Source organism: Limnohabitans sp. TEGF004, from assembly GCF_027924965.1.
Lineage (GTDB): Bacteria > Pseudomonadota > Gammaproteobacteria > Burkholderiales > Burkholderiaceae_C > Limnohabitans.
Window position 1 is genome coordinate 1919142 of the sequence record NZ_AP027056.1, and the last position, 13294, is coordinate 1932435.

At 56.5% G+C, this 13294-nt stretch carries 12 protein-coding genes; 7 read left to right on the forward strand and 5 right to left on the reverse strand.

Annotated features, from left to right (window positions below; translation table 11 throughout):
- The first annotated feature begins 2 nt into the window (after positions 1–2).
- Positions 3–1031, forward strand: coding sequence for a phosphoribosylformylglycinamidine cyclo-ligase (gene purM / locus LINBF2_RS09220; protein WP_281888352.1), 1029 nt, complete (start codon positions 3–5; stop codon positions 1029–1031).
- An 86-nt stretch (positions 1032–1117) separates the two neighbouring features.
- Here purM and LINBF2_RS09225 read toward each other — a convergent pair whose 3' ends face one another.
- Both LINBF2_RS09225 and murJ read right to left on the reverse strand, forming a co-directional pair.
- Entirely contained in the window at positions 1118–1843 is a 726-nt protein-coding gene (locus tag LINBF2_RS09225) for a transglutaminase-like domain-containing protein (protein WP_315259811.1), read from the reverse strand.
- Positions 1844–1858: 15 nt separating this feature from the next.
- On the reverse strand, positions 1859–3424 hold the full coding sequence (gene murJ, locus LINBF2_RS09230; RefSeq protein ID WP_281888354.1) for a murein biosynthesis integral membrane protein MurJ: 1566 nt from the start codon (positions 3422–3424) through the stop codon (positions 1859–1861).
- Between the two features lie 72 nt (positions 3425–3496).
- Here murJ and rpsT point away from each other — a divergent pair, with 72 nt between their 5' ends.
- Complete coding sequence (rpsT, locus tag LINBF2_RS09235) at positions 3497–3796, forward strand: 30S ribosomal protein S20 (RefSeq protein WP_104801021.1); 300 nt, start codon at positions 3497–3499, stop codon at positions 3794–3796.
- Positions 3797–3941: 145 nt separating this feature from the next.
- On the opposite strand, the gene LINBF2_RS09240 is transcribed toward rpsT, so the two are convergent.
- Positions 3942–4262, reverse strand: coding sequence for a DUF3579 domain-containing protein (locus LINBF2_RS09240; RefSeq protein ID WP_104801022.1), 321 nt, complete (start codon positions 4260–4262; stop codon positions 3942–3944).
- 198 nt (positions 4263–4460) lie between these two features.
- On the opposite strand from LINBF2_RS09240, the gene LINBF2_RS09245 reads away from it, so the two are divergent.
- The 3 genes from LINBF2_RS09245 to LINBF2_RS09255 are packed head-to-tail and all read left to right on the forward strand — an operon-like array spanning position 4461 to position 6909.
- Entirely contained in the window at positions 4461–5669 is a 1209-nt protein-coding gene (locus LINBF2_RS09245; RefSeq protein WP_281888358.1) for an aspartate aminotransferase family protein, read from the forward strand.
- Positions 5666–6601, forward strand: coding sequence for an ornithine carbamoyltransferase (gene argF / locus LINBF2_RS09250; RefSeq protein WP_281888360.1), 936 nt, complete (start codon positions 5666–5668; stop codon positions 6599–6601). The genes LINBF2_RS09245 and argF overlap by 4 nt, the downstream gene beginning before the upstream one ends.
- Before the next feature lie 2 nt (positions 6602–6603).
- Entirely contained in the window at positions 6604–6909 is a 306-nt protein-coding gene (locus LINBF2_RS09255; protein ID WP_281888362.1) for a YkgJ family cysteine cluster protein, read from the forward strand.
- A 6-nt stretch (positions 6910–6915) separates the two neighbouring features.
- Here LINBF2_RS09255 and LINBF2_RS09260 read toward each other — a convergent pair whose 3' ends face one another.
- Entirely contained in the window at positions 6916–8136 is a 1221-nt protein-coding gene (locus LINBF2_RS09260; RefSeq protein WP_104801026.1) for an FAD-dependent monooxygenase, read from the reverse strand.
- 89 nt (positions 8137–8225) lie between these two features.
- Here LINBF2_RS09260 and LINBF2_RS09265 point away from each other — a divergent pair, with 89 nt between their 5' ends.
- Together LINBF2_RS09265 and yegQ are read left to right on the forward strand one after the other, a co-directional pair.
- Positions 8226–9197, forward strand: a complete 972-nt coding sequence (locus LINBF2_RS09265) for a tripartite tricarboxylate transporter substrate binding protein (RefSeq protein WP_281888364.1) — start codon at positions 8226–8228, stop codon at positions 9195–9197.
- 32 nt (positions 9198–9229) lie between these two features.
- Positions 9230–10597 (forward strand): tRNA 5-hydroxyuridine modification protein YegQ, encoded by a 1368-nt coding sequence (yegQ, locus tag LINBF2_RS09270; protein ID WP_104801028.1) that lies wholly within the window; start codon positions 9230–9232, stop codon positions 10595–10597.
- 101 nt (positions 10598–10698) lie between these two features.
- On the opposite strand, the gene acnB is transcribed toward yegQ, so the two are convergent.
- A complete protein-coding gene (gene acnB / locus LINBF2_RS09275; protein WP_104801029.1) occupies positions 10699–13290 on the reverse strand; it encodes a bifunctional aconitate hydratase 2/2-methylisocitrate dehydratase in 2592 nt (863 codons plus the stop codon).
- Positions 13291–13294 lie beyond the last annotated feature (4 nt).

A 13294-nucleotide genomic window follows, 5' to 3' on the forward strand; every position in this document is an offset into this window, starting at 1 on the left:
ATATGAACAAACCCCTCTCCTACAAAGACGCCGGCGTCGACATCGTCGCAGGCGATGCATTGGTCGAACGCATCAAACCCTTGGCCAAGAAAACCATGCGCGAGGGCGTGTTGGCAGGCATCGGCGGTTTTGGCGCCTTGTTTGAAGTGCCCAAGCGCTACAAAGAACCTGTGCTGGTGAGTGGCACTGACGGCGTGGGCACCAAGCTCAAGCTGGCCTTTGAATGGCAAATGCACGACACCGTGGGCATCGACTTGGTGGCCATGAGCGTGAACGACGTGTTGGTGCAAGGCGCTGAACCCCTGTTCTTCCTCGACTACTTTGCGTGCGGCAAATTGCACATCGACACCGCCGCTGCGGTGGTGGGCGGCATTGCCAAAGGCTGCGAGTTGTCAGGCTGCGCCCTGATTGGCGGCGAAACCGCTGAAATGCCCGGCATGTACCCAGACGGCGAATACGACCTCGCCGGCTTTGCCGTGGGTGCGGTGGAAAAATCCAAAATCTTGACCGGCCAAAACGTCAAGCCAGGCGATGTAGTGCTCGGCTTGGCTTCGGCTGGCGTGCACTCCAACGGCTTCTCATTGGTACGCAAGGTGATTGACCGCGCAGGCGCCAACGCCCCCGCCACCTTGGACGGCAAGCCGTTCAAAGAAGCCATCATGGCCCCTACCCGCTTGTATGTGAAGAGCGTGTTGGCGGCTTTGGCCGAGACCCCCATCAAAGCCCTCGCCCACATCACCGGTGGCGGCTTGTTAGAAAACATCCCACGCGTGTTGCCCGAAGGCACCGCCGCTCACCTGACAAAAGGCAGCTGGCCGCAAACCGAGCTGTTTGCTTGGTTGCAAAACACAGCGGGCATTGACGACATCGAAATGAACCGCACTTTCAACAACGGCATTGGCATGGTGGTGGTCATTGACGCCGCCCACGCAGTTGCTTGCGCCGAGGTCCTGAAGGCCCATGGCGAACAAGTGCACACCATTGGCGTGATTGCAGAACTGGGTGATGGCCCTGCGGTGGTGGTGGCTTAAACAGCCAGAACTCGGACCCCACTCAGCAAAAGACCCGCTGTAGCGGGTCTTTTGCTTTTCTGAACAGGCTAGGTTGTCCCGTGCATTCAATCTTGGTCGTCGACCGAGGGCAACAACACCATCAACCTTTGCCTCACCAACAGCAATCGCTCTGGGTCTTGATGCGAGGTGTAGACCTCTTCCAAGTTACGCAACATGCGCGCCACGATTTCGCGTGGCGTGGCGGCGCGTAAATAGTGTTTGAGCAATTCGTCCGACACATGGCCATCACGCAACAAGCCCGACTCGGCATGCAAAGGCACCAAGCGCTCGGACAAATCTTCTTTGCTGAGCGACTCACCCGTGAATGGGTCAATCACCACCTGCCCTTCGTTCGGGAAAGGCAAACGAACTTTGACTAAGAAGTGCCCCGGAAAGCCTACACCTTGCGCACGCAGCCCGATGCTTTGCGCCAGCTCTAGCCACAACACCGCCAAGCTGATAGGAATACCACGGCGCGTGCGCAGCATGACATGCAAGTAGCTGTTGTCGGGGTCGTAGTAGTTGTTGAGGTTGCCGCTGAAACCATGTTCCTCAAAAAAGAACTTATTGAGCAAGCGCAGCTTCTGCAAGGCACCTGCATCTGAGGGCAAGCGTTGTTTGAGGCGACTGCTGAGCTGATCCACCAGATCCAGCACCTCTTGAATATCTAGCTCTGGGTATTCGTCTTGAGCCAAACTGGCGGCGGCTTCGAGCAAAGGAAACTGCTCGTCGCTTTGCACCAAGGACGCAAAGTATTCCAAGGCGGTGGGTACTTCGAGTTTGAAATCCATAGCTCTGCCCCTTTTTTATCGACGCAACAACGCACGCAGTTTCAAGCCTGTGATGGCGAGTGTGGCGAAGTACAACAATGCACTCATAGCCAGCACACCTGCCATCAGTCCCACGCGCAAGAGCGGCGTGGCGTGCAAAGCCGTCCAATCCCAATGCTGGGCCGACCACCACAGCCATGCGCCCAGAACAGCACAGGCCACCAACACTTGCAGCACAAAGCGCAACCAACCCTCGCTCATCACATACGTGCCATTCTTGCGCAAGCCCCACAGCAGCCAAGCAGCATTGACCAAGGCTCCCAAGCCAATTGACAAGGCCAAGCCAGCATGCGCGAAGTATGGAACCAATGCCACGTTAAACAACTGCGTAATGATCAGCACCACCACGGCAATGCGCACCGGCGTGCGAATGTCTTGACTGGCGTAATAGCCAGGCGCCAGCACCTTGATGGCCACCAGCCCGAGCAAGCCTACGCCGTAGCCCATCAGCGCCAGTGTGGTTTGCTGCACATCGTGGGCACTAAATGCGCCGTAGTTATAAAGAACAGCGACCAAGGCCTTAGAAAAAATCAGCAAGGCCAAGGCACACGGCAGCGCCAGCAGCAGCACTAGGCGCAAGCCCCAGTCAAGCATGTCTGAATATTTGGCAGTGTCGTTGGCCGCCTTCGCCGCCGACAGCTGAGGCATCAGCACCACGCCTAAAGCCACGCCTAGCAAGGCGGTGGGGAACTCCATCAAACGGTCTGCATAACTGAGCCAACTCACACTACCAGCCATGAGGTGCGAGGCGATTTGCGTGTTGATGAGCAAAGAAATCTGCGCCACGCTCACGCCCAGCAAAGCAGGCACCATCAGCTGCAAGATGCGTTTGGGGCCTTCGCCGCCCCAAGCCTCGCGCACCGCACGCCAGCTGAGGCCCATGCGGGGCAACATACCCAAACGACGCAACGCCAAAAGCTGAATACTGAGCTGGGCCACACCGCCCAGCATCACGCCCACGGCCAAGGCATAAATCGGGGGCACACCCAAAGTTCCAAACCATGGGCCGCCCCACCATGCAGCGGCAATCATGGACACGTTCAGCAACACAGGCGTGGCAGCTGGCACAGCAAAACGCTTCCAAGTGTTGAGTACCCCTGCGGCCAAAGCCACCAACGACATAAAAGCGATGTACGGAAACATAAAGCGCGTCATCACCACCGCCACTTCAAAACCCTCGGGCGACTGCTGCAAACCACTGGCCATGGCCCACACCAACCAAGGTGCAGCCAAAACGCCAAACACTGAAGTGATGAACAAGGCCCAAATCAGCAGGGTGGCCACTTGGTTGATCAACACATGGGTGGCGTCATCACCATGCTGTTGGCGGCTGGCGGCCAACACGGGCACAAAGGCTTGGCTGAAGGCACCTTCGGCAAACAGACGTCGGAACAAATTGGGGATGCGAAACGCCACATTGAAGGCGTCGGTCAGGGCGCTGGCCCCAAAGGTCGAGGCAATCAGCAGTTCGCGCATCAGCCCAGTGATGCGGGAAACCAGGGTCAAGCCCGAGACAATGGAGGCAGATTTGAACAGTGACACGTGATGAGTGTAGCGATTTGCTACAATCGCAGGCTTTGCTGACATCATCCTCAGACACATAAGGAAACTATCATGGCTTCAGCCAAACCCAAGAAAAAGAACCCACGCCTGGCATCAGGCCGTAAACGCGTCCGTCAGGACATCAAAATCAACGCTGCCAACACATCGTTGCGCTCGAAGTACCGCACTGCGGTGAAGAACGTCGAAAAAGCTGTCATCGCTGGCGACAAAACCAAAGCTACCGAACTGTTTGCCAAGATGCAAGCGGTTGTGGACACGATTGCTGACAAAGGCATCTTCCACAAAAACAAAGCAGCTCGCGATAAGAGCCGCTTGTCTACCAAGGTGAAAGCCTTGGCACTCGCCGCCTAATTTATTAGGCAACCAGCCCGGGCTGAACGTTCAGCCCGCCGTTTGTAACGGGTGCGCTGTCAGCAAAGAAAAAGCAAAAACCCGCTCTTGAGCGGGTTTTTTGTTGCCTATTCGTTTTTGAAGGCCTGGCCATTGGGCCAGAGACTTAAACCGCAGGTGGGTGCTCAGGCAGCAAACAAGCCTCAACAACTTGCAAATTGTTATCACGGGCAAAGTTCATCACGAAGTTCCAAGCCATGGGTTCTTCGTCGCGCAAGTCGGTGTGAACAATCACACATTTTTTGTTGTCCAGCGTGTTGGGCACACACCAAGGCGAATAGCTCAAATGGCTGCCAGGGGTGGCGCCGCCCGGGCGGAATTGGCTCATCACGCCCGCCAAACGCTCGGCCCAATCGCTGGGGCGAAACGTGCGTCCATCTTGGGTGATACCCAGAATAAAAACTTCTTTGGCGGAGTGTGAAACCATCGGGTAGAGGCTGAAAACAGTTGCGTGGCGAACGGGGGATCTCCCTCAGTCGCTAGGGTGACTAGTATTCTATCTTATATAAGACTTGTGGCATTTTCATGACCTCTGATTTGCCTCTGTTTTGTCACAGCTCTGCCTCTAAAATCTCGTTTCAACGGCTCAACCTTCGTTGGGTCGTTTTCTTTTTGGAGTACCTACATGTCATCCGCTACACGCACTGTGCCTACCGAACCTCATGTCATGCCGACTTTTGGGCGCTTGCCCATCGCCATTGCACGCGGTCAAGGCTGCCGCGTGTGGGACACAGAAGGTCGCGCTTACTTAGACGCCTTGGCTGGCATTGCGGTCAACACCTTGGGCCACAACCACGCTGAGTTTGTGGCCGCTTTGCAGCAACAAATGACAGAAGTCATTCACTGCTGCAATTACTACTACACACCCAATGCCGAAAAGCTGGCTGCCAAGCTGACCGAGTTCTCAGGCATGACCAATGTGTTCTATTGCAACAGCGGCTTGGAAGCCAACGAAGCCGCCATCAAACTGGCACGTAAATACGGCCACGACAAAGGCATCAGCAACCCACAAATCGTGGTCTACGAAAAAGCCTTCCACGGTCGCAGCATTGCCACACTCAGCGCCACGGGCAACCCCAAAATTCAAAAAGGCTTTGAGCCTTTGCTCGAAGGCTTCATCCGTGTGCCCGTGAACAACATCGACGCACTCAAGCAAGCCACTGAAGGCAACTCCAATGTGGTGGCTGTGTTCTTGGAGACCATCCAAGGCGAAGGTGGCGTCAACCCCATGCACATGGACTACCTGCGTGACGTGCGCGCCCTGTGCGACCAACACGATTGGTTGATGATGGTCGACGAAGTGCAAAGCGGCATGGGCCGCACAGGCAAATGGTTTGCCCACCAATGGGCAGGCGTGGTGCCTGATGTGATGCCACTGGCCAAAGGCTTGGCTTCAGGCGTGCCAATTGGCGCGGTGGTCGCTGGGCCCAAAGCAGCAGGCGTATTAACTGCGGGCACCCACGGCTCCACATTCGGCGGCAACCCGCTGGCCGTGCGCGCGGGTTTAGAAACCATCCGCATCATGGAAAAAGACGACCTCATGGGCAATGCGGCTCGCATGGGTGAGTACCTGACCAACGCATTCGAGCGTGAGCTTGCCAATGAAGCGGGCGTGAAAGACATTCGCGGCCAAGGCTTGATGATTGGCATTGAACTCGACCGCGCTTGCGGTGCCATCATGCAGCGTGCTTTGGATGCAGGCCTGATGCTCAGCGTCACGGCTGACACCGTGGTGCGTTTGTTGCCACCACTCATCATCACCCAAGCTGAGTGTGATGAATTGATTTCCATCTTGGTGCCTCTGATCAAAACCTTCTTGGCAGAAAAAGCATGACGATCAAACATTACCTGCAGTTCACCTCCCTCACGGCGGATGAATACGCATACGTGTTCCAACGTGCAGCGCTGATCAAGAAGAAATTCAAAGCCTACGAAAAACACCACACGCTGGCTGACCGCACGCTGGCCATGATTTTCGAGAAGGCCTCCACGCGCACACGCGTGAGCTTTGAGGCTGGCATGTATCAGCTGGGCGGCTCGGTGGTTCACTTGACCACGGGCGACAGTCAACTGGGCCGATCAGAGCCGATTGAAGACAGCGCCAAAGTCATCAGCCGCATGACTGACTTGGTAATGATTCGCACCTACGGCCAAGACAAAATCAGCAGCTTTGCGGCCAACTCGCGCGTACCCGTGATCAACGGCTTGACCAACGAGTTTCACCCCTGCCAAATCATGGCGGACTTGTTCACCTTCATCGAGCACCGTGGTTTGACCGTGCACCCACTCGAATGCCTCAAAGGCAAAGTGGTGGCTTGGGTGGGTGACGGCAACAACATGGCCAACACCTGGCTGCAAGCGGCCGACATGCTGGGCTTCACAGTGCACGTCAGCACGCCCAGCGGCTACGAGGTGAACCCTGCCATTGCAGGCCTGAGCAACAGCGATTGCTACAAAGTATTTACCAACCCCATGCAAGCCTGCGAAGGCGCAGACCTGGTCACCACCGACGTGTGGACCAGCATGGGCTATGAAGCTGAAAACGAAGCGCGCAAAAAAGCATTCGCCGATTGGTGCGTGGACAACGAGATGATGGCCGTGGCCAAACCTAATGCCCTCTTCATGCACTGCCTGCCCGCCCACCGTGGCGAAGAAGTGTCGGCAGACGTGATCGACGGGCCACAAAGCGTGGTGTGGGACGAAGCCGAAAACCGCATGCACGTGCAAAAAGCACTCATGGAGTACCTGCTACTCGGACGTCAATAAGCATGTCGGCCTGCACCAGCTGCGGCGCTTGCTGCGCCAGTTTTCGGGTGGATTTCAGCGTGGAAGAAATGGACACGCACGGCGGCTGTGTACCTACAGGCTTGGGCCAAGAACTCACCGCCACGATGTGCCGCATGCGCGGCACCGATTACTCGCCACCACGCTGCGCAGCGCTGAGTGGCAAAGTGGGCGAGAAAGCTACCTGCGGCATTTACGAATGGCGTCCCTCCCCTTGCCGAGAGTTTGAAGAAGGCAGTGATGCTTGCCAACGTGCACGCATGCGCCAAGGCTTGTCGGCGCTCGACTAAGCCCGCTTAGCTGCGGCCATAGCCGTACAGCCACGGCACATCCATCAAACGCGCGCCCATCAGGCGCAAGCCCATGTCACGCCCCACGCGCATCGGCCCTTGCGCATGAAAAATTTGGCCATTGCGCACCGCCCTTTCTTGTACACGTGCATTGCGCTCCCAGCGGGCTTGGGCAAACGCTTGCAATCGCTGCGGCACACCTTCTGCGGCGACTTGGCCCAACTGCACAGCCAGTTCAGAGGCGTCCTCGATCGCCATGCCCGCACCTTGAGCCAAGTACGGCAGCATGGGGTGCGCGGCATCACCCACCAAAGCGATACGCCCTTGCACATGTTCGTGCGCACCTTGCATAGCGGGTCTGCCGCACAAGGGCCACAAACGCCAATCGCTGCAAGCCGCCATCAAATCAGTCAACGGCGCACAGGCGCCGCGCAAGGCATGGTGCAACTCGGCCAACGTTTGCGCCTCTGACTTCTGCGCATTCCATGTTTGTAAGGCTGTGAGATTGTTGGCATCGTGGTCCAACAAACGGCCTTCAGCCAAACACACGATGTTCAGGTATTCACCGCCGCGCACAGGGTAGCTCACCACATGGGCTTTTTCGCCCATCCATACCGACACATCTTGGCTGCGCAAATGCACAGGCAAGTCGGCTTGCGCCACCAATGTGCGGTAAGCCACATGACCTGTGAAAGCGGGCAAGCCATCGCCCAGCAACTGTTGGCGCAAGGGACTCCACACGCCATCGGCGACCACCGCCATGGCAGCGTGATGGTGTTGAAGCTGCGCGTGTTGCATTACATCCAACATGACGGCATCAGGCGTTTGGTCGACGCGTTGCACCGCCGCGTCACGGTGCACTTGCACGCCTTCGCGCACAGCCGCCTGCAACAACAAACCATGCAAATCAGCGCGATGGAGGGTGACGTACGGTGCGCCGTAAGTGCTCACCGCGTCTTTCAAAGGCAAGATCGCGAGTACCTCACCCGTGTTCATGCTGCGGGCCTGCAAGCCCGCAGGAAATGCGGCGACGTGTTTGAGTGCGTCACCCAAACCCCACGCTTGCAAAATGCGCGTCACGTTGGGTCCCAGCTGCACGCCAGCCCCGACCTCTGAGAACTCAGGCGCACGCTCAATTACTGCAGCTTGTCCTCCTGCACGGGCTAGCGCAAAGCCTGTGGCCATGCCTGCAATACCGCCCCCTGCAATCAACACATTTCGATTCATATACGTGATTGTGCTATGTCTGCATCACCTCAATACGGCGCGGGTCCGCCTATGATGAATGAAATCTTTAATACCAAGGAGACTTCGACATGCAACGTCGTCAATTGCTAAAAGCGACAGCGGGCTTAGGCCTTGTATCTACATCCGTCTTGGCTCAAGATAAATACCCGAGCAAAACCATCACTTGGATCTGCCCCTATGCGGCAGGCGGCAACGCCGACAGCCGCTCACGCCAAGTGGCCAAAGCCATGGGCACCCTCTTGGGCCAGCCCATCATCATTGACAATAAGGCGGGCGCTGGCGGCAACATTGGCACCGAAGCCATTGCTCGCGGCAAGCCCGATGGCTACACCTTGGGCATGGGCAACTTCGCGCCCTTGGCTGTCAACCAGGCCTTGTTCAAAAAGCTCAACTTCGACCCGCTGAACGACCTCACCCCCATTTGCCTGATTGAGCGCGGTCCCCTCATCTTGATGGTGCGCAACGACTCGCCGTACAAGACGGTCAAAGACCTCGTGGCCGCCGCCAAAGCATCGCCCGGCAAACTCAGCTACGGCTCGGGCGGCATTGGTGGCTCGCACCATTTGAGCGGTGCTTTGTTTGAGCACGCGGCCGGCATCGACATGATTCATGCCCCCTACAAAAGCGGCTCTGCAGCGGCCACCGATTTGATGGGCGGCCAAGTTCACATGATGTTTGAACAGATGTATGCCGCCATGCCCTCCATCCAAGGTGGCCGCATGCGCGCATTGGCCATCACCAGCAAAAAACGCTCGCCCTTGTTGCCCAACTTGCCGACGATGGCCGAACAAGGCTTCCCTGAAGTTGAAGTACTCAACTGGCAAGGCCTGATTGGCCCCAAAGGGATGTCCCCCGAACTGGTCAAACAGCTCAACACGGTGTGCAACCAAGCACTACAAACCGCTGAGGTGAAAGAAAAAATCTTGAGCCAAGGCAATGAAGTGGGTGGCGGCACGCCCGAGCAATTTGCGGCACTCATCAAAGCAGAAGCCCCACGTTGGGCAAAAGTCGTGCGGGATGCGAAAATCGACCCTGAATGATTTTTTAGCTGCCCTGTAAGCAGCACACCTCTATGACCACACTCAAAGCCCCCGAGCTCCTGTTGCCTGCAGGTTCGCTCGACAAAATGCGAGCCGCTTATGACTTCGGCGCTGATGCCGTGTATGCCGGCCAACCCCGTTACAGCTTGCGCGCGCGCAACAACGAGTTCCGCTTGGAACAAATTGGTATCGGCATTGCCGAAGCCCATGCACGTGGCAAAAAATTCTTTTTGACCAGCAACTTGCTGCCGCACAACGACAAGGTGCGCACCTATATACGTGACATCGAACCCATCATCGCGATGAAGCCCGACGCCCTCATCATGGCCGACCCTGGCCTCATCATGATGGTGCGCGAAAAGTGGCCCGAGGTGGACATTCACCTCTCGGTACAAGCCAACACCGTCAACTGGGCGGCTGTGAAGTTTTGGCAAAACGTGGGCGTGAAGCGCATCATCTTGTCGCGCGAGCTTAGCTTTGATGAGATTGAAAAAATCCGCCAAGAGTGCCCTGACATGGAACTCGAAGTGTTCGTGCACGGCGCGTTGTGCATTGCCTACTCAGGGCGCTGCTTGCTGTCGGGCTATTTCAACCGCCGCGACCCCAACCAAGGCACTTGCACTAACGCCTGTCGCTGGGAGTACGGCACACAAGCCAGCGCCACCGACCCCAACACCGGCGAAGCCATGGCTGTTGCTATGCAAGGCGACTTTGACTTTGCCAAGTCACAGCAAGAAGCAGAGTCCAGCTTTTCTTCGTGCGGCAATGGTGAACGCCACCCCGCCGCCGACAACATTTACTTGCTCGAAGAAAAAGGCCGTCCCGGTCAGCTCATGCCCATCATGGAAGACGAGCACGGCACCTACATCATGAACAGCAAAGACTTGCGTGCTGTGGAATACGTGGAGCGCCTAACCAAAATCGGCGTGGACTCACTCAAGATTGAGGGCCGCACCAAGAGCTTGTACTACGTGAGCCGCACCGCACAGGTGTACCGCCGCGCGATTGACGATGCCGTGGCGGGCCGCCCGTTCAACCCCGAGCTCATCACCGAACTCGAAGGCTTGGCCAACCGCGGCTACACCGCAGGCTTGATGGACCGCCGCCCTGCCAACGACTACCAAAACTACGAAACCGGTCACTCCATCGCTCACCGCAGCCAGTTTGTGGGCGAGGTGCGTGCTGTGGCTGACGGCTGGGCTGAAATCGAAACCAAAAACAAATTCTCAGTCGGCGACACCATCGAAATCATTCACCCCAGCGGCAACCGCAAGGTGAAGCTTGAGCAGATGAAAGACAAAAACGGTGCGTCGATTGACGTGGCTGCAGGCAGCCCCACGCACGTGTGGATTCCTGTCGATGGTCCTGTTGAAGGTGGTTTGTTGGCTCGCATGTTCTAAGCCGCATCTGCTCAAAAACTAAACCCCGCAAGGCTCGCGAGCTTTGCGGGGTTTAGTTTTGTAACCCAAGCACCGAAGTGCTGGGTGAAGACGCAGGCAGCTTACGCTGTCACGCCCTTGGCAGTTTCAACGTACTCGTCGATCTGGTTGAAGTTCAAGTACTTGTAGATGGCTGCGCCGTCGCTGTTCACCACGCCCATTGCAGCGTGGTATTCGGCCACGGTTGGGAACTTACCCATCTTCGAGGTGATGGCAGCCAACTCGGCAGAAGCCAAGTACACGTTGGTGTTCTTACCCAAACGGTTGGGGAAGTTACGTGTGGAGGTAGACACCACAGTCGCGCCTTCACGCACTTGCGCTTGGTTACCCATGCACAACGAGCAGCCTGGCATTTCAGTGCGTGCGCCGGCTGTGCCGAATGCAGCGTAGTGACCTTCTTTGATCAGCTCGCTCTCGTCCATCTTCGTTGGAGGTGCCACCCACAACTTGACAGGGATGTCACGTTGGCCGCCGAGCAACTTGGCAGCTGCGCGGAAGTGACCGATGTTGGTCATGCAAGAACCGATGAAGGCTTCGTCGATGTGAGTGCCAGCAACTTCAGACAAGAACTTGGCGTCATCTGGGTCGTTCGGACAGCACACGATGGGCTCTTTGATGTCGGCCAAATCGATTTCGATGATGTGTGCGTACTCAGCATCTTTGTCGGCTTCGAGCAGAGTTGGCGCAGCCAACCATGCTTCAACCTTCTCAATGCGACGAGCCAAAGTGCGTGCGTCAGCGTAGCCATCAGCAATCATGTTCTTCATCAGAACCACGTTGGACTTGAGGTACTCAGCCACTGGCTCTTTGTTGAGTTTGATCGAGCAACCAGCAGCAGAACGCTCGGCAGACGCGTCAGACAATTCAAACGCTTGTTCCACTTTGAGGTTTGGTAAGCCTTCGATTTCCAAGATGCGACCAGAGAATTCGTTGATCTTGCCAGCCTTGGCAACAGTCAACAAACCTTGCTTGATCGCATACAAAGGAATGGCGTGTACCAAGTCGCGCAATGTCACGCCTGGTTGCATTTCGCCTTTGAAGCGAACCAAAATGGACTCAGGCATATCCAAAGGCATCACGCCTGTGGCCGCACCGAAAGCCACCAAGCCAGAACCAGCCGGGAAGCTGATACCGATGGGGAAACGTGTGTGAGAGTCACCACCAGTACCGACGGTGTCAGGCAACAACAAACGGTTCAACCAAGAGTGAATCACACCGTCGCCTGGACGCAAAGCCACGCCGCCACGGTTGCTGATGAACGCTGGCAATTCGCGGTGTGTTTTGACGTCCACTGACTTGGGGTAAGCCGCTGTGTGGCAGAACGATTGCATGACCATGTCAGCAGAGAAGCCCAAGCAGGCCAAGTCTTTCAACTCGTCGCGTGTCATCGGGCCTGTGGTGTCTTGTGAACCCACGGTCGTCATCTTGGGTTCGCAATATGTGCCGGGGCGAACGCCTTGGCCTTCTGGCAAACCAACCGCACGACCGACCATCTTCTGAGCCAATGTGAAACCGGCTTTGGTCGCGATAGGCGCTGTGGGCAAACGGAACAAGGTAGAGGCTGGCAAGTTCAAGAACTCGCGAGCCTTGGCAGTCAAGCTGCGACCGATGATCAAGTTGATACGGCCACCGGCGCGCACTTCGTCAAACAACACATCGCTCTTGAGTTTGAACTCAGTCACGGTAGCGCCGTTTTTCACGATCTTGCCGTCGTAGGGCAAGATGTCGATAACGTCACCCATTTCGAGTTGGGTCACGTCCACTTCGATAGGCAATGCGCCAGAGTCTTCTTGGGTATTGAAGAAGATGGGGGCAATTTTGCCGCCCAAAGTCACACCGCCGAAACGCTTGTTTGGCACGAATGGGATGTCTTGGCCTGTCGCCCAGATCACGCTGTTGGTGGCCGACTTACGGCTAGAACCTGTACCCACCACGTCGCCCACGTAGGCAACCAAATGGCCTTTTTTCTTCAGGTCTTCAACAAATTGCATAGGGCCGCGCTTGCCATCTTCTTCAGGCTTGAACGCTGCGCCTTCGCGGGTGTTTTTCAACATTGCCAAGTAGTGCAATGGAATGTCTGGACGGCTCCATGCGTCAGGCGCTGGAGACAAGTCGTCGGTGTTGGTCTCGCCGGGCACCTTGAACACGGTGACGGTGATTTTCTTTTCGACTTCAGGACGTGTGGTGAACCACTCGCCATCGGCCCAGCTTTGCATGACTTCTTTGGCTTTGGCGTTACCGGCCTTGGCTTTTTCAGCGACGTCGTTGAAGAAGTCAAACATCAACAATGTTTTCTTCAAAGCTTCAGCGGACACAGCGGCAACTTCAGCGTCGTCGAGCAATTCGATAAGGGGGTGCACGTTGTAGCCACCCACCATGGTGCCCAACAGCTCGGTGGCTTTGGACTTGGAGATCAAGCCAACCTTGACTTCACCGTGAGCCACAGCAGCCAAGAATGAAGCTTTGACTTTGGCAGCATCGTCCACACCTGGTGGCACGCGGTGCGTCAACAAGTCCATCAAAAACGCTTCTTCGCCTGCAGCGGGGGCTTTGATCAACTCGATCAATTCAGCCGTTTGCTTAGCGTCCAATGGCAAGGGAGGGATACCCAGCGCTGCGCGCTCGGCTACGTGTTCACGGTAGGCTTTCAACATGGTT